Below are 19,052 nucleotides of genomic sequence, written 5' to 3'. Positions count from 1 at the left end.
GTTCACTTTGGGATAATCAGTCTAGTTTCCGGCCAACAACACCGGAGACGCCCATGCCTGACATCGTAAAGATCACCGACCTGCGCAAGGCCTATGCAGATGGGTTCGAGGCGCTGAAAGGCGTGTCGCTGAACATCCGAGAGGGCGAAATCCTTGCCCTGCTTGGCCCTAATGGCGCAGGGAAAACAACACTTATTTCAACCATTTGCGGGATCACGACCGGCACAGGCGGTAGCGTCACTGTGGGCGGTTTCGACACGGTAAACGACTACCGTGGTGCGCGGTCGATGATCGGGCTGGTACCGCAAGAGATCAACCTTGAACCCTTTGAAAAAGTCATCAGCACTGTGCGTTTCTCGCGCGGGTTGTTTGGGAAACCCAAGGATGATGCAGCAGTTGAAAAGATCCTGCGGCAGCTATCGCTTTGGGACAAGAAAGACAGCCAGATCCGCGCCTTGTCGGGCGGGATGAAACGTCGTGTCTTGATTGCCAAGGCATTGGCGCACGAGCCCCGCGTCCTGTTCCTGGATGAACCCACCGCCGGCGTCGACGTAGAGCTGCGCCGCGATATGTGGAATATCGTCGCGGACCTGAAGGCCAGTGGCGTGACCATCATCCTCACCACCCACTATATCGAGGAAGCCGAGGCGATTGCCGATCGGATCGGTGTGATCGCCCACGGCGAGCTGCTGCTGGTCGAGGATAAAGACACGTTGATGTCACGCATGGGGAAAAAGCAGTTGGTGGTGCAGCTGACCCAACCGATTGACGCGATCCCCGACAGTCTTGTCTCTGATGCGCTGACCCTGTCCGACGACGGGCACGCGTTGATCTATTCCTATGACACGCGGGCAGAGCGGACGGGCATCACCAAGCTCTTGTCCGATGTCGCGGCCGCGGGGCTTGTGCTGTCTGATCTTGAGACGTCGCAAAGCAGTCTTGAGGATATTTTTGTCGATCTGGTCAAGGAGGACGCGGCATGAACTGGATCGCAGTCAAATCCATCTACACGTTTGAAATGGCGCGCTTCTTTCGCACCATCACGCAGAGTCTGATCTCTCCGGTGTTGTCGACATCGCTGTATTTCGTGGTGTTCGGCGCGGCCATCGGCAGCCGCATCCAAGAGGTCGAAGGCATAAGCTATGGCGCGTTTATCGTACCGGGGCTGATCATGCTGAGCGTGATCACGCAGTCGATCTCGAACGCGTCCTTTGGCATCTATTTCCCCAAGTTCATCGGCACCGTGTTCGAACTTTTATCCGCACCGGTTAACTTTATCGAAATTGTCTGTGGCTATGTCGGGGCTGCGGCGACCAAAGCACTGTTTATCGGGGTGATCATCCTGCTCACGGCGTTCTTCTTTGTGGACATCACCATTCAGCATCCGATCTGGATGGTGGCCTTTCTGGTGCTGACCTGCATCAGCTTTTCGCTGATGGGTTTCATCATCGGGATCTGGGCGGGCAACTTTGAACAGTTGCAGCTTGTGCCGCTGTTGATTGTGACGCCCTTGGTCTTCCTTGGGGGATCGTTCTATTCGATCTCTATGCTGCCGCCGGTGTGGCAGGTGATCTCTCACTTTAACCCGGTGGTGTATCTGATCTCGGGCTTCCGCTGGGCCTTCTTCGGATCGGCGGATGTGCCGATTGTGACGAGCCTTTTGGCCATCGCGGGCTTTACGGCGCTGTGTCTTGCGGTGATCGGTTGGATTTTCCGTACCGGCTGGCGGATTAGGCAGTAAGTATCGGGTGCCCTCCTTGTTTGCAGGTATGGTGCACTCTACATGGGAAGGTATGAGAAAATACCTTCCCTTTTTGGCCTCCCGTCCGACGGTTTCCGTGGTGCGACTGTCTGGCGTGATCGGGGGCCGCACCCGTGGTGGCCTGAACGACAGCGGCATTGGCCCCGCCATCGACAAAGCATTCAACCGCGGCAAACCCGCGGCTGTGGTTTTGGAAATCAGCAGTCCCGGCGGTAGCCCGGTGCAATCTTCGTTGATCGGCGCGCGCATCCGGCGTCTGGCCGACGAAAAGAACATCCCCGTCATCGCCTTTGTCGAAGATGTCGCGGCCTCTGGCGGATATTGGCTGGCCGCGGCTGCGGATGAAATCTATGCCGATCCCAGTTCCGTTCTGGGGTCCATCGGTGTGATCTCGGCGTCTTTTGGTGCGGATGAATTTATCCAACGCCACGGGGTAGAACGGCGGGTTTATACTGCGGGCCAGTCCAAATCCATGCTCGACCCGTTCCGCCCTGAAAAGCCCGAAGATGTCGCGCGTTTGAAGCAACTGCTGGAGGATATCCACGGGAACTTCATCGATCACGTCACATCACGCCGCGGAAGCAAGCTTGCGCCTGATATTGACCTGTTCACCGGAGAGGTCTGGCTGGCGAAACGCGCCACCGAGCTGGGGCTGATCGACGGCATCGGCCACCTGCGCCCGATGATCAAGCAACGCTTTGGCGACAAGGTGAAGTTCAACCGCTACGGCACCAAAAAAGGGCTGCTGTCCCGCTTTGGTGCGCAGATCATCGGCGACGCGGTCGACAGTATTGAAGAGCGCGCGGCCTATGCGCGGTTCGGGCTCTGACGCATGGTCTTTAAGATTGTCTTATTGTTTCTGGTCGCCATGGGCACGCTCGCATGGTTTGGAAAGATGCACTGGTTGGGCGGTAAGCGCCTGAGCCAGAAGAAATGTAATAATTGTGGACGCTATCGCATTGGGAAATCTCCCTGCGGATGCGGGGGTAAACGCGGATGATTATGCCTTGGGTTCTAAGTGTTTTGGGGCTGGTGATTTTGTTGCTGGCCGGGGATGCGTTGGTTAAGGGGGCGGTTAACCTGTCCCTGCGCCTCGGCGTGCCCGCTTTGATCGTCAGCCTGACGATTGTGGCGTTCGGGACGTCTGCGCCGGAATTGCTGGTGTCGATCAAGGCGGTGTTGGACGATTCACCTGGGATCGCATTGGGCAATGTCGTGGGGTCGAACACCGCGAACATCCTGCTGGTCCTCGGGGTGCCCGCCTTGCTGGCGACGATGCACACGTCAGAGTGTAGCACGCGCAAGACGTTCAACATGATGATTGCCGCTTCGGTGTTGTTCATCGGGCTGGCATATCGTGGCGTTTTCGATTTCTGGGCGGGTTTCGTGTTGCTGGGGGCCTTGGCCTATGTGCTGTACGACATGTACCGCGACGGCAAAGAGCATCGCCGCGAATGTAAAAACGCTGCCGCCGCGGACCTGGAAGAGCCCGAAGGGGCCGATCCCGATATGCCGGGCTGGCGCATTGCGGTATTCCTTGTGCTCGGGTTGGTGGGTTTGCCCCTCGGGGCGGGGCTGCTGGTGGATAATGCGTCCATGATCGCGCGCGCCTACGGGGTAAGCGACACGGTCATCGGGCTGACGCTGGTGGCGATCGGAACCTCGATGCCCGAACTCGCCACAACCGTTATGGCAGCGCTGCGCCGTCAGGCTGATGTCGCCTTGGGTAACGTGATCGGGTCCAACCTGTTCAACCTGCTGGGCATTATCGGTATCGCGAGCCTTGTAGGGCCGATCCATGTTGATCCGGAATTCCTGCGGTTCGATCTGTGGGTCATGCTGGGGGCGTCGCTGCTGCTGATCCCCTTTGTGTATCTGGGGCGTGACATCAACCGCATCTGGGGCATCGTTCTATGTGCCGTCTATGCGGGCTATATGGCGGCTGTTCTGATCTAAAAGAGGTGCGGTATGAAACACGCGTTGGTAACCGGAGCCGGAGCCCGCTTGGGGCGTGCGATGGCGCTTTATCTCGGGGATCGCGGGTATGACGTTGCGGTGCATTACAACAGCTCGTCCGACGGTGCCGACGAGGTTGTGTCCGAGTTGAAGGCAAAGGGCCGGCAGGCTGTCGCCCTGCAAGCCGATCTGCTGGACGAGACCGCGACGCACGATCTGCTGCCACGCGCGGCAGTGGCGCTTGGCGGGCCGATCACCTGCCTTGTGAACAATGCGTCGATTTTTGAATACGACAACATTTCTACCGCGACAGAGGAAAGCTGGAACCGCCATATCGGCAGCAACCTGCGGGCACCTTTCATTCTGACGCAGGCCATGGCCGCGCAAGGATTGGCGCCGGAGACTGACGCACAGGACGAGCCCGTTGCCGTGGGGCTGATCATCAATATGCTGGACCAGCGTGTGCGCAAGCTCACGCCGGAGTTCATGACATATACCATCGGAAAAATGGGGTTGTGGGCGCTGACCCAGACATCTTCCCAAGCACTGGCACCGGCGATACGGGTCAATGCAATCGGTCCGGGGCCGACCCTGAAGGGGGCCAAGCAGACCGACGAACACTTTGCGCGGCAGCGGTCCAAGGTGATTCTCGAACGGGGGGCGAATCCCCGCGATATTACTGCTGCATTGGGCTATTTCCTTGATGCGCCGTCGGTCACGGGGCAGTTGATCTGCACTGACGGGGGGCAGCACCTAGGCTGGAAAACCCCCGACGCGCAAGGCCTAGAATAGGCTTTCCACGCAAGTTGTGCACCGCGGTCACATCGGTAACAAAACCGTTACAAAAAGGGGCGTGTTTTCAGTGGGTTGGAAAGTGTTAATAAAAATAACGTCTAAAATCAATGACTTGCACATATGCCTAAAAATTAGGCAAACACCGGAAGCCCCATTAATACATGGGAAAATCCGCGCTGTTTGAAAGTTATCTGCAAGGTTATCCACAAGAGTCGTGGGTATGTTTAATCTTGTCCTACCGCTAACACTGTTGCAGCCAAAAGGTCCGAACGCTCGAATCAATGTCAGACGCTAACGAAAAACCGAAAACCGGCCATGAGGTGATTCAATCGTACCTGAAAACGATTGATGGCTCTCCTGGTGTGTACCGGATGCTCGATTCGGAAAGCCGTGTCCTTTACGTGGGCAAGGCGCGGAATCTGCGGGCGCGGGTAAGCAACTACGCGCGGCCGTCAGGTCATTCGGGCCGGATCGCGCGAATGATATCAAACACCGCGTCGATGATGTTTCTGACCACGAAGACAGAGACCGAGGCGTTGCTGCTTGAACAGAACCTGATCAAACAGCTCAAGCCGAAATTCAACGTGCTGCTGCGCGATGACAAGAGCTTTCCCAATATTCTGGTAACGGCCACGCATGATTATCCGCAGATCAAAAAGCACCGTGGGGCCAAAAAGGAAAAGGGCAATTACTACGGGCCCTTCGCCAGCGCCGGTGCGGTGAACCGTACGCTGAACCAGCTGCAACGGGTGTTCCTGCTGCGCGATTGCTCTGACGCGATGTTCGAAAGCCGCTCGCGCCCCTGTTTGCAGCATCAGATCAAGCGCTGCTCTGCCCCCTGTGTGGGTAAGATCTCGCCCGAGGAATACCGCAAGACGGTGCAGGACGCGGAGAAATTCCTCAACGGTAAGTCCACCGATATTCAGGGCAGGCTGGCGACCGAGATGGCCGAGGCGTCGGAGGCGATGGAGTTTGAACGCGCCGCCGCCCTGCGCGACCGGATCAAGGCGCTGACGCAGGTGCAAACGGCACAGGGGATCAACCCGCAAGGCGTTGCAGAAGCGGACATTATCGCGCTGCACATGGATCAGGGGCAGGCTTGCGTGCAGGTCTTCTTTATCCGCGCCAACCAGAACTGGGGGAACCGCGACTACTATCCCCGTGTGGGCCCCGATGTGGATGCCGCCGAGGTGCTGGAGGCCTTTATCGGTCAGTTCTATGACACCCGCGAACCACCGCGTCAGCTGATCCTGTCGAACGACATCGAAAGCCCCGATCTGATGGTCGAGGCGCTGTCGGGGAAGCTGGGGCGTAAAGTTGACATCGTGGTCCCCAAACGTGGCGAAAAAGCAGAGCTGGTCGATGGGGCGCTGCGCAATGCGCGCGAATCTTTGGCGCGTAAACTGGCAGAGACAGCGACCCAGACGAACCTTCTTAAAGGTATCGCTGACGCTTTTGACCTGCCTGCGCCGCCGCAACGGATCGAGGTCTACGATAACTCCCACATCCAGGGGACGAACGCGGTTGGCGGTATGATTGTCGCCGGCCCCGACGGGATGATGAAAAACCAGTACCGCAAGTTCAACATTCGCGGCGATGACCTGACGCCGGGGGATGACTTTGGCATGATGAAAGAGGTGCTGACCCGCCGTTTCAAACGATTGCTCAAGGAAGATCCGGACCGCACGCTTGGGATGTGGCCTGACCTGCTGTTGATCGACGGTGGTGCAGGGCAGGTGAGTGCGGTGGCGTCCATCATGCGCGAATACGGGGTCGAGGATATTCCGATGGTCGGCGTGGCCAAAGGTGTGGACCGCGATGCGGGCAAAGAGGAATTTTACCGCGTCGGCAAGCGCCCGATGGCCTTGCGGCATAATGATCCGGTTTTGTATTTCATCCAGCGTTTGCGCGACGAAGCCCACCGTTTCGCCATCGGCACCCACCGCGCCAAACGTGCCAAGGCCGTGGGGGCGACGCCCCTTGATGATGTGCCCGGCGTCGGTGCCGCCCGCAAACGCGCGCTGCTGGCCCATTTCGGGTCAGCCAAGGCCGTTGGTCGCGCGAACTTGAGCGACTTGAAGGCCGTCGACGGGGTGTCGGTTGCTTTGGCCGAACGGATTTATGCGTTTTTCCATGAACGCGGATAGCCCAAAATTTCAGCCTTCGGGCACGTGGTGGGGGCAGGACGCTCCGCGGGGAGTTTATTTTGCAAAATGAAGGCGATGTCTTGGCACTTTCCCCTGTCGTCTTGCCACTGTAGGGTGACGCTATGAAGTGGAATATCCCCAATATCCTGACGCTCTTGCGTCTTGTCGCGGCCCCGGGTGTGGCTGTGATGTTCTTGTATTTTACGCGTCCCTATGCGGACGCTTTGGCGATGTTCCTGTTCATCGCCGCCGCGGTCACCGATTGGTTTGACGGCTATCTTGCGCGCGCATGGGGGCAGGAAACCAAGCTGGGGACCATGCTGGACCCGATTGCCGACAAGGCGATGGTGGTGATTGCGCTGATGGTGATCGTCGCGTTTTCAAGCTGGTCGCCATGGCTGGTGCTTCCTGCCACCGTGATCCTGTTTCGCGAAGTCTTTGTTTCGGGCCTGCGGGAGTTTCTGGGGGATGTGTCTGGCACCTTGAAGGTCACGGCGCTGGCCAAGTGGAAGACAACCGCGCAGATGGTCGCAATTGCCGTGTTGTTCGGGCAGGGGCTGTTTGAACATTACTTTGGCATGTCGATTTTCGGCATGGATAATGCCTTGGTCGGTGCCATACTCTCGGGTGAGGAAGAGGACGTTCTAGGGCTCACTTGGAAGTTCCACGGGATGATCTGGGCCGGCCGGATCGGGTTGGTGCTGCTTTGGATAGCAGCGGCGCTGACCGCGATCACCGGCTATGATTATCTGCGCAAATCCATGCCCCATCTGGTGGAGCCACGCTGATGAATATCTTGTATTTTGCATGGGTTCGCGAACGCATCGGGCTTCCTCGTGAGAAGGTCGAGACGTCGGCGCGCACTGTTCTGGACCTTGTAGAGGAACTGCGCGCGCGCGAAGAGCGCTATGCGGTCGCCTTTTCCGATCTGTCCGGCCTGCGTGTCGCCGTGGATCAGGAACTTGCCGATTTCGATGCCTCGTTGGAAGGCGTGCGCGAAGTGGCGTTTTTCCCGCCGATGACAGGGGGTTGAGATGAAGATCTCGGTTCAGGAAGCGGGTTTTGATCTGGGGCAGGAAAGCCAGGATTTTGCTGCCGGCCATCGGGATATGGGTGCCATTGTGACCTTTACCGGCATCGTGCGCGATCTGCCCGATGATCCGTTGCAGGCGATGGAGATTGAACACTACCCCGGCATGACCGAATCTGCCCTGACCGAGATGGCTGAAACCGCGATGGCGCGGTTTTCGCTGGGGGATGCGCTGGTCATTCACCGCTTTGGCCGACTGCTGCCGGGCGAGATGATCATGATGGTCGCCACCGCTGCGCGCCACCGCAAGGATGCGTTTGAAGCGGCTGAATTCCTGATGGATTACCTAAAGTCGCGCGCACCCTTCTGGAAGCGTGAGATCACTGCCAAAGGGGCGGATTGGGTTGCATCAAAGGCAGAAGACGAAGACGCGCTGGCCCGGTGGTAAGCGGCACGTCGGCCCTTTAGCTGGCCTGCTGACGATCGATATAGGCGCGCATTTCTTCCGCTTCGTGGCGTGCATCGCGCAACCCGTCCATCGCCGCGCGCAGCTCTGCCTCGGTCTGGTTGAGCTGGTTCGTCAGCTCTGCCTCGCGCTGTTGCAGATAGGTGATCGCCTGATCGCGGGTTTCTTCGGCTTCGTGCAATTCCTGGCTCATCCGGTCAAGCTGGGCGACATCGTCGGCCGCCACGCGGGTAAAGCGGTGCAGCAGCCAGTTGGCAAACCATCCAAGGCAGAAGGCGACGAATAGGATAATCGCTGTCGCGATGACAAATTCGGTTCTGCTCATGTTAGTTGCCTTCTTGGGTCTGGTCGGATGGTGTGTCTGTATCGCCTGTATCCGCGCCATTTTCCAGCGCTGTTTCGTCAGAATCTTCCGACGGGCCTTCATTGATCAGCTTAAATTCGATCCGGCGGTTCGCCTCGCGGCCTTCTTCGGTGTCGTTGGAGGCAACGGGCGATTCTTCGCCATAGCCCTTGGCCACGAAGGAGCCGGTGATTACGCGGCGGGCGCGCAGTTCGTTCAGCACCGACTGTGCCCGCGACTGGCTGAGCGCGAGGTTCATTTCCTCGCGGCCCTGGCTGTCGGTATAGCCTTGTACCTCAAGTGCTATGTCGCGGCAGTCTTGCAAGATTTCGGCAATTTGATCCATCGTACCAAGCGCCGAGGCGTCAATGGTGGCGCTGCCGGGTTCGAAGTTGATCTTGCCCTTGGCCACAACTTTGCCGATCTCGGCTTCGCATTCCTGCGGGGTGGGCAGGCCCAGAACGGGGTCGAGCTTTTCTTGATAGGCGACTTTGACCTCATAGTCTTTGCCTTCGCCCAGTTTGCCCGCCAACAAGGTTGCGATCTGCGTGCTGGCATCGGGGTTACCGGTGTTGCCCGCGACGCTGACGCTATCGGGTGTCACGATGACCGTGCCGTTGGCGAGCTTGGACAGCGCGTCCAGTGCCGACAGCACGCGCGTCGGCCAATCGGCGGGCAGATCATCGACAATCCGCGCGGCGGTATAGACCTTGTCCGAGCCAAAGCTCGCCTTGGCGTAGCTATCGGCCAATTCGCGCAGCGCGTCGTCTGTCAGACGGCCGCGCAGTTGTACCTGACCTTCGGGCGAGAGCGTGGCGACGAATTCGGGCGGGCCGGCGTCGGGGTCGACGGTTTGGGGCAGGCGGGCATTCAAAGCAAAGACGTCAGGCAGGGCGTTTTCCAGCTCTCCGACGACGCGGTCAAAGACGGCGCGTTCGGTGCCTTCGGCGGCGATCAGGCTGATATCGGCATCGGCAAAGCTGACGGAGCCGCCACCGATCTTGGACAGCGCGCCGATGGCTTTCTCCACGGCTTCCGACCACCGCGGGCTTGGCACGCCAAGACCCACCGTGCAGCGTGCCGACCCCGGTGCGCCAGCCGCAACGGCCGCCTTGAGGATCCGGGCGATGGCCTGTTCGGTATCCGCGCTACAGGCGTCAAAACCGGTGCTGTCTTCCTCGATCTGGAAGCGCAGGGTAAAGGGCGTGATCACCGGGCGCGGCGCGGCGATCTCCAGTGTCACCACCAGCCCGGGAGGGGCGGCACGTTTCAGCTGGTTTTCCAGCCGTGCCTTGGCTTCTGCGCTGTCGGAAATGGCCGTGATCGCCACACGCCCCGCTTCGGCAGAGACTTTGGCACGGGGCAGTTTCTCCATCGCGGAAATGGCGAAACCAAAGGCGTCTTCCCATCCGTCGGGGGCAGGGTAATTCGCTGATTCCAGTAGATCGGCGACATGATCTTGACCGGCGATGGATTGGAAACGGTCGATGGCCGCATCGCGGTCCGTGGTCGTGGGAATCAGCCCGATGATCGAAACGCCGGAATCATTGCGCAAGATCTCGACCGAGAATTTCGGCGCGGCGATTGCGGCCTGCGCGGTCACATCCATCTGGTCAATCACGCGGGCAGCATCGACGATGGTGCCTGCGGTGCTCAGCGCATTGAACCGCGCGACTTCGTCCGGCGCGGTGCCCGACAGGGTGACCTGCAGCCCGTCTGCCTGCACTTCGGCCCACGTCATCTCTTTTGCATCAAGCGCATCACGCACGCCGATCTCGGAGTTTTCCTCGATCAGGGTTACCGAAAAATTCGCGGCCACCAATGACACGGTCGCAGCGGCGGTAAAGGTCATCGCGATGATCAGGAGTGCAGATAGGCGCATAAGCTCGTTTCTGAAACCGTTAACGTTGGAGCCTTTGATACGCCCGAGGGGACAGGGGTGCAATCACGCCAGCAGGGCTGCGGCAAAAAACACCAGCGGGATCATGCCGGTATCGCGGTTCACACGAAACAGGCGCAGAAGCTTGTCATTGTCGTTGATGTCGATACCACGCAGCTGCCACGCCATATGCCACCCCATTGCCCAAGGCCCGCCAAGGGCGATGACCATCGCCAGAAAGGATGCGGAATCGCGCAGGGCAAAGATCACCGCCAGCCCCATCAGGCCCACGGTGGCGATCAGGAAGCGCCGCAGCCAGTGGCCGGTATTGTCTCCGAACAGGCGGGCTGTGGATTTGACCCCGATCAGGGCGTCATCTTCCTTGTCCTGATGGGCATAGATCGTGTCATAGAACAGCGTCCACGCGATGCCCGCGACATAGAGCACCACCGCAGGCGCGCCGAGGCTGCCGGTATGGGCGGTCCAGGCCAGCAGCGCGCCCCAGTTAAATGCGATGCCAAGGAAAACCTGCGGCCACCACGTGAAACGTTTGGCAAAAGGGTAAACGGCGACAGGCAGCAGGGTCAGTACACCAAGGGCGATGGCAGCCCCGTTGAAGGTCAACAAAATGCCAAGCGCGATCAGCATTTGTGCGATCATCCATGCCAGCGCACCTTTGACGCTGACCTGACCCGAGGGGATGGGTCGTGACCGCGTACGGGCGACCTTGCCATCGATATGCCGGTCGGTGATGTCGTTCCACGTGCACCCCGCGCCGCGCATCAGCCAGGCACCGGCACCGCAGCCGATCAAGATCCACAGGTCAAACCAGCGCGGTTGCTGGTCAAACAGCATCGCCAGCGTCAGCCCCCACCAGCAGGGCAGCAGCAAAAGCCAAGTGCCAATAGGGCGGTCGGCGCGGCTGAGCCGCAGGTAGGGGCGGGTGAAACGCGGCGCAAAACGGTCGACCCAATTGTCCGCAGGGGCATCGACCACGCGTGTCGCATCATTCCCATCTGGTGTCGGCGAGGTGTCGTACATATATCTGTGCCCATGAACGCGAAAATCAGACTTTATGTAGATCATCCGTTGGGGCAGGGGCAATCCGTTCCTTTGGATAAGGCGCAGGCGCATTATCTCTTTGGCGTGATGCGCCAATCGGTGGGCGCGTCGGTTCTTTTGTTTAATGGCATTGATGGCGAATGGCGCGCCGAGGTCGCCGAGGCGGGTAAACGCGGCGGTGTGCTGGTCTGTGCCGAGCAGACGAAAGCGCTGCAAATGCCGCCCGACCTGTGGCTGATCTTTGCGCCGATCAAAAAGGCGCGCACGGATTTCATTGTCGAGAAAGCTGCCGAAATGGGTGCGCGGCGCATTGTGCCGGTGCAAAGTGAATTTACCAACGCCGGCCGCGTGCAGCGCGATCGTCTGCAAGCCCATGCGGTCGAGGCAGCGGAGCAATGCGGCGGGACTTTCGTACCGGAGGTGGCCGATATGGTCCGGCTGGACCGTCTGATCGATCGTTGGGAGCCCGAGCGGTCCTTGATGTTCTGCGACGAGGCGCTGGCGGGCGAGGAAGAGGGGCTCGCATCCGCGCGGCCTGGTCCTTGGGCCATCCTGATTGGACCAGAGGGCGGGTTTTCGGAGAGTGAACGCGCGCGTTTGCGCGGGTTGGACTGGTCGCGCCCCGTCGCCTTGGGGCCGCGCATCTTGCGGGCGGACACGGCAGCAGTGGCGGCCATGACCCTGTGGCAAAAGACATTGGGAGATTGGGCGTGAGTGCGGTTTCTGGCACGCGCGTCGGAGTGGGGGTTTCACACCCCCACGCCCCCGTGGAGTTTATCTGGCAAAATGAAGCCAGCAGTAGGAGAGCACGATGAGTTTTCTGCGACCTGAGGCGAAGGCTGAACTGTGGCGTTGGCGCGAGGTTCTTGGCGGAATCGCGGTCGCTTTGATCGGGCTTTGGCTGGTGGCGGGGCCGGGGTTGCTGTTGGCGATACCGGGCTATGCGCTGATCCTTGCGGGGGTGATCTTTGTCTGGATCGGCGGGCAGCGCGTGCGGTTTCGCAAGACCGGCCTCGGGGCCGGAGCGGTGCAGGTGGATGAGGGGCAGATCGCCTATTTCGGCCCCCTGACCGGCGGCGTCATCGCCCTACGCGAGATGGAGCGTCTGAGCCTTGAGCGCGGGGCCTATCCGGCGCATTGGAAACTGGAACAGCCTGGACAAAATCCCGTGATGATCCCCGTGGATGCCGCGGGGGCGGACGCGCTTTTTGACGCTTTTGCCGCACTTCCGGGGCTGCGTACCGAAAGAATGTTGGCCGAATTGGCCGATGACAAGACCCTGTCCGTCGTGATTTGGGAGCGGCGTTCGATGCGGCCGGCCTCGACCCTGTTGCATTGACACCCCGTCCAAATCGCACCATCCCTTAGACCACAGAAATTGAACTCGGAGCCACCCCACATGTCTATCCCTCAATCCGGCGGCGGCCCGATCGAAAGTTACGACCAGCTGGTCAACTATCTCGCGGACGGGTGCAAACCCAAGGAAGATTGGCGCATTGGCACCGAGCACGAGAAATTCGGCTATAACAAAGAGACGCTGCTGCCCTTGCCCTATGAGGGCGATTGTTCGATCCGCGCCATGTTGGAAGGGCTGCGCGACGGCCATGGCTGGGATCCTGTGGAAGAGGGCGGCAAGCTGATCGGGTTGGTCAAGGACGGGGCGAATATCTCGCTCGAGCCGGGCGGTCAGTTGGAGCTGTCGGGCGCGCCTGTCGAAACCATCCACGAGACCTGCGACGAGGTGAACACCCACCTGCGCGAAGTGCGCGATGTGGCGGACCGGATCGGAGCGGGGTTCATTGGCTTGGGCGCGGCACCGGAATGGTCCCACGACCAGATGGATCTGATGCCCAAGGGCCGGTACAAGCTGATGAACGAATATATGACTAAGGTCGGCACGATGGGTCGGGTCATGATGCGCCGGACCTGCACGGTGCAGGTGAACCTTGATTTCGGGTCCGAGGCGGACATGGTGCAAAAGCTGCGCGTGGCACTGGCCTTGCAACCTGTCGCGACGGCGCTGTTTGCGAATTCGCCGTTTTTCGAAGGCAAGCCCAACGGCCATAAATCATGGCGCAGCCGCGTGTGGCGTGATCTGGATGCGGCGCGTACGGGCATGTTGCCCTGGGTGTTTGAAGACGGCATGGGCTTTGAGCGTTGGGTGGAATATGCGCTCGATGTGCCGATGTATTTTGTTTACCGCGATGGAAAATATATCGATGCCCTGGGGCAATCTTTCCGCGACTTCCTGAAAGGCAAGCTGCCTGCGCTGCCCGGAGAGATGCCGACGCTGAGCGATTGGGCGGACCATCTGACCACGGCCTTCCCCGAGGCGCGGATCAAGAAATTCATCGAAATGCGCGGTGCCGACGGTGGGCCGTGGCGTCGTCTATGTGCCTTGCCCGCGTTTTGGGTCGGGCTGACTTATGACCAACAGGCGCTGGATGGCGCTTGGGATCTGGTTAAAGGCTGGGATGCCGAAACGCGCGAGGCGCTGCGGGTCGCGGCCTCTGTCGACGGGTTGCAGGCCAAGGTGGGCGGCGTGCGCATGCACGACATCGCGCGCGAGGCCGTGGCCCTGTCCGAACAAGGGCTGAAAGCACGGGCGCGCAGCGGTGCGGGCGGTATGGTCCCGGACGAAACGCATTTCCTGAACGCGCTGAAGGAGAGCATCGAGACCGGCAAGGTCCCCGCGGACGAGCTGCTGGAGGATTATGACGGTAAGTGGAAGGGCGACCTCAGCCGGATCTACGCCGATTATTCTTATTATTCTTACTGATCCTCGATGATCAGCCCGCGGACAAAGGCGATGACCTTGGCCGCGGGCATTTCGCAGGGATAAAGACGTGCTCCGCTGGCGAGCGCATAGAGGTTCAGGCTGATATAGTCCGAGCCGCCCAATTCCTCGGCAACCAGTTTCCAGCTTTTACCTGAATTAAAGGTGCTTTTTGACCAAACATAGCGGCGGGTTTGATATCTGCCGGTGTGCGTGCCGTCGGGCAGCGCGTGGAACGCGTCCAAAAAGCGCGCGTCGACGGTAGCCGTCACAGGGTCAGTCTTTCTTGGCACCGATCTTGGGTTCGGTGCCCGCGCGGATGCGTTTGATGTTCTCGCGGTGGCGCCAGAACACCAGCAGGGTCAGCAGAATGCCCAGAAACAGGGCGCTGCCGTAGCCCAGGAAGATCATAAAAAAGGTCGATGCCGCGGCGGATGCCAGCCCCCCGATGGACGAGGTGCGGGTGACGGCCATGGCGATCAGCCACGCCAGACAGCAGGCGAGGCCGACGGGCCATGCAAGGGCCAGCAACACACCAAGGAATGTCGCGACACCCTTGCCGCCCTTGAACCCCAGCCAGACCGGATAGCAATGACCCAGCATCGCGGCCAATGCGGCAATTTGGGCCGCGTCCTCGCCCGCGAAGAGCCGTGCCAGCAGCACTGCAACGGCCCCTTTGCCCCCATCCAGGATCAACGTCAGCGCCGCCGCTTTTTTGGAACCTGTGCGCAGCACATTGGTGGCACCGATATTGCCCGACCCGATGCTGCGCAGATCGCCCAGATTCATCGCGCGCGTCAGCACCATGCCAAAGGGGACCGACCCGATCAGATAGGCCGCAACGGCCCAGAACAGGAGCACGAATAGGGAAGAGTCGATCAGGGGCATATTCAGGAGGCCTTATAGATGCAGGTGCCGGAAACGTAAGTTTCCAAGACCTTACCTTGCATGCGCATCCCGTCAAAGGGGGTGTTGCGCGATTTCGACCGCAAAACCTCGCGGTTCATCACGAAAGGCGCGCCATCATCAAAAAGCACCAGATCGGCGGGGGCACCGACGGACATCCGCCCCCCGGGCAGCCCCAGACGTTTCGCAGGGTTGAACGACAGCGCACGCCACAATGTGGCAATATCGATCATCTCGGAGTGGACCAGTCGCAAGGCTGCGGGCAGCAGGGTTTCCAATGCGACGGCCCCCGATGCGGCTTCCTCGAACGGGAGCCGTTTGGATTCCTCGTCCTGCGGGGTGTGCATGGAACAAATGATATCGATCAGGCCAGAGGCCACGGCCTCTACCACGGCGATGCGATCCTCTTCGTCGCGCAGGGGGGGCTTGAGCTTGAAGAAGGTGCGGTAATCGGCCACATCCAGCGCGTTCAGCGTCAGGTGGTGGATGCCGACCCCGGCGGTGATATCCAGACCGTTCTTCTTTGCACGCTCCAGCGCGGGTAGGGCGCGGGCGGTGGTGATCTGGTCGGCGTGATAGCGGGCCCCCGTCATTTCGATCAGGGCGATGTCGCGGTCCAGCCCCATGCGTTCCGCCATGGGCGAGACGGCAGGCAGCCCGCGCAGCGACGCGAATTTACCAGAGGTCACCGCCGCCCCCTTGCTCAAGATGGGTTCCTGCGGGTGAGCGATGACAAGCGCGCCAAGGCTACGGGCATAGGTCAGCGCGCGGGAGAATACTTTGGTATCCGTCACCACGCGATCACAATCGGTAAAGCCCACGGCACCGGCATCCATGAGAAACCCGATCTCTGTCATCTCGCGGCCTTCGCGGCCCTTGGTCAGCGCGGCCATGGGCACGACGTTGACCGGCGCGGCCTCGTTCGCACGGCGGGTGACGAATTCAAGCACTTCGGGGCTGTCGATGGTGGGGTCGGTGTCGGGGCGGGTGACCATTGTCGTGACCCCACCCGCAGCCGCTGCCAGCCCCGCAGAGCGGAAGCTTTCCTTGTGCCGCTCCCCGGGTTCACAGACCTTGACGCCCAGATCGACGATACCGGGGGCCAGGTATTTCCCACGGCAATCCACGACCTGCGCATCCCCGGCGATCGGTGCGGTATCGTCCAGTACTGCCGCGATCTTTCCATCCTCGACCCGAATCGTGCCGCGGGTGACGGTGCCTGCTTCGGGGTCGATCAGCTGCGCGTTGATAAAATGCAGGGTCATGGAGGGGCCTTCGTCGTTAGGAAAACAGGGGTGCCGCGGGGGCGGTCAGAAAGGTCAGGACCCGATCCACACCATCATGCCCGCCACGCCAAAGGCGACAAGCAGGGCAATCATAGCGATACGGCCGGACATCTTGGGATCGGGTTTGGGTTCTTTCACAGCAGCCACCATAGAATAAGACCGATCAGCACGATCACCGCCAAAAGCAGGATCATACCGCCGGCACCGCCCTTGGGCGGGGATTTCGGGGTCATATCCGCGGCACCGGTGTAGGGCTGCGCGGAGTCAGCCTCAAGCGGGGTGACGGACATATCGGGCTGCGCCTCGCCATAGGTGCCGATCATCGTCAGTTCGGGGCCAAGGTCCAGCGTCGCTTCCTGCCCGTCAAAGGCCGAGGAGAACAGCAGCAATACATAGCCGTCCAGCGCATCCAACCGCGCGCGGTCGCGGCTGATCTGTTCACGCGGCACCGCATAGCCATCCCCCAGATAGGAGGCGAGACCCACGCCGGTCAGATCGGACACGGGGAACAGTTCGGCCGCGCCTTCGGGCATAGGGCGGCCCAGCAGATCAGCAATCAGCGCCTCTTTACTGTCGTTGCGCAGGTCGCGGGCCAATTCGTCAATCGGGCGGTTCACGGCAAACAGGCGGATCTGGCCGATCTCGCCCTTGGGGATTTCGAGTTGTGTCATCGTGTTGCACCTTTGTACGGGGTTACCATCAATGCACTTAATCTGTCGCTGTCTTCGACATATTCAAATCCTAGATGCACGGCGCGTGCCGGATTGCCCGGCTGTTCATGCCGGATAAAGAAAACCGACGGCGGGCTGGTCGGGCGCAGATCGGGTTTCGTCTCGGCGCTGCGGGGGAAAGCTTTGGCACGGGTGCCGTCGCGGGTCAGTTTGAAAAACAGGGCGCGGTGGTTGGTCAGCGCATAGCGGGTACGGCGCAGGTCGGTCAGACGTTTCATCCCGCGCAGCAACGACAGCGCCACCAGCGCGACGATCACCGCCACCACGACCGATTGCGACACGGGCAGGGTGTTGCCCCGCAGCACAAATGCCCCCGCGATCACGGTGCCAATGGCCCCGACAAAGGGGCCGAAGAGCTGAAAATTGCGCAGCGACAGCTTGGGGCGGGGGCGCCCCGTCCAGAGCAGCTCTTCCTGAGGTTCAAGCAGGTCTTGCCAAAAACGATCGCTCATGATGCCGCCTCTATCGCTTGGGCAAGGCGGGCCTTGGTCTCTGCCCGGTTCGGCACCAGCGGCAAGGTGATCCGCTGGCCGTCGGGCAGGCCAAGACTGATCGACCACAAGGACAGTTTCCCGATTGACCGGATGTCGGTCAACGGCAGGACCAGTGGCTCTGCCGTATCGGGGGAGTTGATGTAGAGCGCACGGTTGGTCAGCCGCCAGACGGTATTGCGATTGCTGAACCAGATCTGGAATTCCTCAAACACCCACATGTAGAAGACCGCAATCAGGACCGAGGCAAGCAGCCACGTGAACGGGTCCAGCCAGATGAGCAAGGGCAGCGTGAACAACATGGTCAGCACCGCCAGCGCCACGCACCGCCAAAAGAACGCCCGCGGCGAGATACGCCAGTGCAGCAGGTCCTGTTCTTCGGGCGGGGCTGCGGTCATGCGGTGGCCTTGCGGCTGTCGACAAGGTTGCGCGCCAGCAGGTCCATCGCGGCCATGCGCACGGCGACGCCCATCTCTACCTGATCCTGAATGACGCTGCGGTTGATGTCATCGGCGAGTGTTCCGTCGATCTCTACCCCGCGGTTCATCGGGCCGGGGTGCATCACGATGGCATCGGACTTGGCATGGGCCAGTTTTTCGGCGTCCAGCCCATATCTGTGATAATACTCGCGTTCGCTGGGGATAAAGCCACCATCCATGCGTTCTTTTTGCAAGCGGAGCATCATCACAACATCAACGTCCTTCAGCCCTTCTTCCATGTCATCGAAGACTTCGACACCGAATTCACCGATTTGCGCGGGCATCAGCGTCGGCGGCGCGATAAGGCGGATGCGGTTCTCCATTTTGCCAAGCAGCATGATGTTGGACCGTGCCACGCGACTATGGGCAATGTCGCCGCAGATGGCGATGGACAGGCGATGCAAGCGGCCCTTGGCGCGGCGGATCGTCAGCGCGTCCAGCAGTGCTTGCGTAGGGTGTTCATGCCGCCCGTCGCCCGCATTGAGCACCGCGCAGTTCACCTTCTGCGCCAGCAGATCGACGGCACCGGATTGCGGATGGCGGACCACCAGCAGATCGGGGTGCATGGCGTTCAGCGTCATCGCCGTATCAATCAGGGTTTCGCCTTTTTTGATCGAGGACGCCTGCATCGCCATATTCATCACATCCGCACCCAACCGCTTGCCCGCGATCTCGAAGCTCGCCTGCGTCCGGGTGGAGTTTTCGAAGAACATATTGATCTGTGTCAGCCCGCTCAGCGCGTCGCTGTGTTTATGGGGCTGGCGGTTCAGATCGGCATAGCTGTCGGCCAGATCAAGCAGGGTTGTGATGTCGTCCTGGGACAGGTGTTCAATGCCCAGAAGATGGCGGTGTGCGAAACTCATGACGGGGGACCCCACGTTATTTTTGGCGTTATAGGCGGCGGCGCAGGGCGGGGCAAGTCGTCGGGCGGGGGCATCCGACC

At 60.3% G+C, this 19,052-nt stretch carries 22 protein-coding genes; 12 read left to right on the top strand and 10 right to left on the bottom strand.

Going from position 1 to position 19,052, the window contains the following annotated elements; all coding sequences use genetic code 11:
* Nucleotides 1-53 precede the first annotated feature (53 nt).
* From AADW22_RS13700 to AADW22_RS13660, 9 genes are all read left to right on the top strand, one after another.
* On the top strand, nt 54-983 hold the full coding sequence (locus AADW22_RS13700) for an ABC transporter ATP-binding protein (protein ID WP_009825261.1): 930 nt from the start codon (nt 54-56) through the stop codon (nt 981-983).
* Entirely contained in the window at nt 980-1,741 is a 762-nt protein-coding gene (locus AADW22_RS13695) for an ABC transporter permease (protein WP_005849702.1), read from the top strand. The genes AADW22_RS13700 and AADW22_RS13695 overlap by 4 nt, the downstream gene beginning before the upstream one ends.
* A 52-nt stretch (nt 1,742-1,793) precedes the next feature.
* Nucleotides 1,794-2,591, top strand: coding sequence for a S49 family peptidase (locus AADW22_RS13690; RefSeq protein WP_407473920.1), 798 nt, complete (start codon nt 1,794-1,796; stop codon nt 2,589-2,591).
* 173 nt (nt 2,592-2,764) lie between these two features.
* Nucleotides 2,765-3,718, top strand: a complete 954-nt coding sequence (locus AADW22_RS13685; protein WP_005849697.1) for a calcium/sodium antiporter — start codon at nt 2,765-2,767, stop codon at nt 3,716-3,718.
* A 12-nt stretch (nt 3,719-3,730) separates the two neighbouring features.
* Complete coding sequence (locus AADW22_RS13680; RefSeq protein WP_005849695.1) at nt 3,731-4,510, top strand: SDR family oxidoreductase; 780 nt, start codon at nt 3,731-3,733, stop codon at nt 4,508-4,510.
* Nucleotides 4,511-4,794: 284 nt separating this feature from the next.
* Entirely contained in the window at nt 4,795-6,660 is a 1,866-nt protein-coding gene (gene uvrC / locus AADW22_RS13675) for an excinuclease ABC subunit UvrC (protein WP_407473919.1), read from the top strand.
* Nucleotides 6,661-6,782: 122 nt separating this feature from the next.
* The gene (pgsA, locus tag AADW22_RS13670; protein WP_005849692.1) at nt 6,783-7,448 is read left to right on the top strand and encodes a CDP-diacylglycerol--glycerol-3-phosphate 3-phosphatidyltransferase; all 666 of its coding nucleotides are present in this window, start codon (nt 6,783-6,785) and stop codon (nt 7,446-7,448) included.
* Entirely contained in the window at nt 7,448-7,693 is a 246-nt protein-coding gene (gene moaD, locus AADW22_RS13665; RefSeq protein WP_005849691.1) for a molybdopterin converting factor subunit 1, read from the top strand. The genes pgsA and moaD overlap by 1 nt, the downstream gene beginning before the upstream one ends.
* 1 nt (nt 7,694) lies before the next feature.
* On the top strand, nt 7,695-8,138 hold the full coding sequence (locus tag AADW22_RS13660; protein WP_009825254.1) for a molybdenum cofactor biosynthesis protein MoaE: 444 nt from the start codon (nt 7,695-7,697) through the stop codon (nt 8,136-8,138).
* 16 nt (nt 8,139-8,154) lie between these two features.
* Here AADW22_RS13660 and AADW22_RS13655 read toward each other — a convergent pair whose 3' ends face one another.
* The 3 genes from AADW22_RS13655 to ubiA all read right to left on the bottom strand — a co-directional run bounded on the left by AADW22_RS13655 (nt 8,155) and on the right by ubiA (nt 11,419).
* Nucleotides 8,155-8,481, bottom strand: a complete 327-nt coding sequence (locus tag AADW22_RS13655) for a hypothetical protein (RefSeq protein ID WP_005849689.1) — start codon at nt 8,479-8,481, stop codon at nt 8,155-8,157.
* A gap of 1 nt (nt 8,482) precedes the next feature.
* Nucleotides 8,483-10,381: an OmpA family protein gene (locus AADW22_RS13650; RefSeq protein ID WP_407473918.1), complete on the bottom strand. Its 1,899-nt coding sequence runs from the start codon at nt 10,379-10,381 to the stop codon at nt 8,483-8,485.
* Between the two features lie 63 nt (nt 10,382-10,444).
* Complete coding sequence (gene ubiA / locus AADW22_RS13645; protein WP_407473917.1) at nt 10,445-11,419, bottom strand: 4-hydroxybenzoate octaprenyltransferase; 975 nt, start codon at nt 11,417-11,419, stop codon at nt 10,445-10,447.
* A 12-nt stretch (nt 11,420-11,431) separates the two neighbouring features.
* On the opposite strand from ubiA, the gene AADW22_RS13640 reads away from it, so the two are divergent.
* The 3 genes from AADW22_RS13640 (at nt 11,432) to AADW22_RS13630 (ending at nt 14,219) form a co-directional block, all read left to right on the top strand.
* Entirely contained in the window at nt 11,432-12,154 is a 723-nt protein-coding gene (locus AADW22_RS13640) for a 16S rRNA (uracil(1498)-N(3))-methyltransferase (RefSeq protein ID WP_407473916.1), read from the top strand.
* Between the two features lie 97 nt (nt 12,155-12,251).
* The gene (locus AADW22_RS13635) at nt 12,252-12,779 is read left to right on the top strand and encodes a hypothetical protein (RefSeq protein ID WP_005849675.1); all 528 of its coding nucleotides are present in this window, start codon (nt 12,252-12,254) and stop codon (nt 12,777-12,779) included.
* A 60-nt stretch (nt 12,780-12,839) separates the two neighbouring features.
* Nucleotides 12,840-14,219: a glutamate--cysteine ligase gene (locus AADW22_RS13630; protein WP_407473915.1), complete on the top strand. Its 1,380-nt coding sequence runs from the start codon at nt 12,840-12,842 to the stop codon at nt 14,217-14,219.
* On the opposite strand, the gene AADW22_RS13625 is transcribed toward AADW22_RS13630, so the two are convergent.
* The 7 genes from AADW22_RS13625 to AADW22_RS13595 all read right to left on the bottom strand — a co-directional run bounded on the left by AADW22_RS13625 (nt 14,213) and on the right by AADW22_RS13595 (nt 18,972).
* The gene (locus AADW22_RS13625; RefSeq protein WP_005849671.1) at nt 14,213-14,488 is read right to left on the bottom strand and encodes a hypothetical protein; all 276 of its coding nucleotides are present in this window, start codon (nt 14,486-14,488) and stop codon (nt 14,213-14,215) included. The genes AADW22_RS13630 and AADW22_RS13625 overlap by 7 nt on opposite strands.
* A gap of 4 nt (nt 14,489-14,492) precedes the next feature.
* Nucleotides 14,493-15,104 (bottom strand): glycerol-3-phosphate 1-O-acyltransferase PlsY, encoded by a 612-nt coding sequence (gene plsY / locus AADW22_RS13620; protein ID WP_005849669.1) that lies wholly within the window; start codon nt 15,102-15,104, stop codon nt 14,493-14,495.
* Between the two features lie 2 nt (nt 15,105-15,106).
* The gene (gene pyrC, locus AADW22_RS13615) at nt 15,107-16,387 is read right to left on the bottom strand and encodes a dihydroorotase (protein WP_407473914.1); all 1,281 of its coding nucleotides are present in this window, start codon (nt 16,385-16,387) and stop codon (nt 15,107-15,109) included.
* Between the two features lie 155 nt (nt 16,388-16,542).
* Nucleotides 16,543-17,079: a hypothetical protein gene (locus tag AADW22_RS13610; RefSeq protein ID WP_184581507.1), complete on the bottom strand. Its 537-nt coding sequence runs from the start codon at nt 17,077-17,079 to the stop codon at nt 16,543-16,545.
* Complete coding sequence (locus AADW22_RS13605; RefSeq protein WP_407473913.1) at nt 17,076-17,591, bottom strand: hypothetical protein; 516 nt, start codon at nt 17,589-17,591, stop codon at nt 17,076-17,078. Before AADW22_RS13605 ends, AADW22_RS13610 begins: the two co-directional genes overlap by 4 nt.
* Entirely contained in the window at nt 17,588-18,028 is a 441-nt protein-coding gene (locus AADW22_RS13600) for a hypothetical protein (RefSeq protein ID WP_340248200.1), read from the bottom strand. Before AADW22_RS13600 ends, AADW22_RS13605 begins: the two co-directional genes overlap by 4 nt.
* A complete protein-coding gene (locus tag AADW22_RS13595; RefSeq protein ID WP_037966023.1) occupies nt 18,025-18,972 on the bottom strand; it encodes an aspartate carbamoyltransferase catalytic subunit in 948 nt (315 codons plus the stop codon). The genes AADW22_RS13600 and AADW22_RS13595 overlap by 4 nt, the downstream gene beginning before the upstream one ends.
* Nucleotides 18,973-19,052: the final 80 nt, after the last annotated feature.

This window comes from Sulfitobacter sp. PM12 (genome assembly GCF_045586035.1).
GTDB classification, from domain to species: Bacteria; Pseudomonadota; Alphaproteobacteria; order Rhodobacterales; family Rhodobacteraceae; genus Sulfitobacter; species Sulfitobacter pontiacus.
Note: the sequence above shows the minus strand (reverse complement) of the source record. Positions and strands in the feature narration are given on the sequence as shown.

Bases quoted from the DNA above. Each gene is read 5' to 3' on its own strand.
- AADW22_RS13650 (WP_407473918.1), bottom strand. From the start codon at position 10,381: ATGCGCCTATCTGCACTCCTGATCATCGCGATGACCTTTACCGCCGCT.
- pgsA (WP_005849692.1), top strand. From the start codon at position 6,783: ATGAAGTGGAATATCCCCAATATCCTGACGCTCTTGCGTCTTGTCGCG.
- plsY (WP_005849669.1), bottom strand. From the start codon at position 15,104: ATGCCCCTGATCGACTCTTCCCTATTCGTGCTCCTGTTCTGGGCCGTT.
- ubiA (WP_407473917.1), bottom strand. From the start codon at position 11,419: ATGTACGACACCTCGCCGACACCAGATGGGAATGATGCGACACGCGTG.
- AADW22_RS13655 (WP_005849689.1), bottom strand. From the start codon at position 8,481: ATGAGCAGAACCGAATTTGTCATCGCGACAGCGATTATCCTATTCGTC.
- AADW22_RS13690 (WP_407473920.1), top strand. From the start codon at position 1,794: ATGAGAAAATACCTTCCCTTTTTGGCCTCCCGTCCGACGGTTTCCGTG.
- uvrC (WP_407473919.1), top strand. From the start codon at position 4,795: ATGTCAGACGCTAACGAAAAACCGAAAACCGGCCATGAGGTGATTCAA.
- AADW22_RS13610 (WP_184581507.1), bottom strand. From the start codon at position 17,079: ATGACACAACTCGAAATCCCCAAGGGCGAGATCGGCCAGATCCGCCTG.
- AADW22_RS13640 (WP_407473916.1), top strand. From the start codon at position 11,432: ATGAACGCGAAAATCAGACTTTATGTAGATCATCCGTTGGGGCAGGGG.
- AADW22_RS13630 (WP_407473915.1), top strand. From the start codon at position 12,840: ATGTCTATCCCTCAATCCGGCGGCGGCCCGATCGAAAGTTACGACCAG.
- AADW22_RS13680 (WP_005849695.1), top strand. From the start codon at position 3,731: ATGAAACACGCGTTGGTAACCGGAGCCGGAGCCCGCTTGGGGCGTGCG.
- AADW22_RS13635 (WP_005849675.1), top strand. From the start codon at position 12,252: ATGAGTTTTCTGCGACCTGAGGCGAAGGCTGAACTGTGGCGTTGGCGC.
- AADW22_RS13700 (WP_009825261.1), top strand. From the start codon at position 54: ATGCCTGACATCGTAAAGATCACCGACCTGCGCAAGGCCTATGCAGAT.
- AADW22_RS13685 (WP_005849697.1), top strand. From the start codon at position 2,765: ATGCCTTGGGTTCTAAGTGTTTTGGGGCTGGTGATTTTGTTGCTGGCC.
- AADW22_RS13595 (WP_037966023.1), bottom strand. From the start codon at position 18,972: ATGAGTTTCGCACACCGCCATCTTCTGGGCATTGAACACCTGTCCCAG.
- pyrC (WP_407473914.1), bottom strand. From the start codon at position 16,387: ATGACCCTGCATTTTATCAACGCGCAGCTGATCGACCCCGAAGCAGGC.
- AADW22_RS13695 (WP_005849702.1), top strand. From the start codon at position 980: ATGAACTGGATCGCAGTCAAATCCATCTACACGTTTGAAATGGCGCGC.
- AADW22_RS13600 (WP_340248200.1), bottom strand. From the start codon at position 18,028: ATGACCGCAGCCCCGCCCGAAGAACAGGACCTGCTGCACTGGCGTATC.
- moaD (WP_005849691.1), top strand. From the start codon at position 7,448: ATGAATATCTTGTATTTTGCATGGGTTCGCGAACGCATCGGGCTTCCT.
- AADW22_RS13605 (WP_407473913.1), bottom strand. From the start codon at position 17,591: ATGAGCGATCGTTTTTGGCAAGACCTGCTTGAACCTCAGGAAGAGCTG.
- AADW22_RS13660 (WP_009825254.1), top strand. From the start codon at position 7,695: ATGAAGATCTCGGTTCAGGAAGCGGGTTTTGATCTGGGGCAGGAAAGC.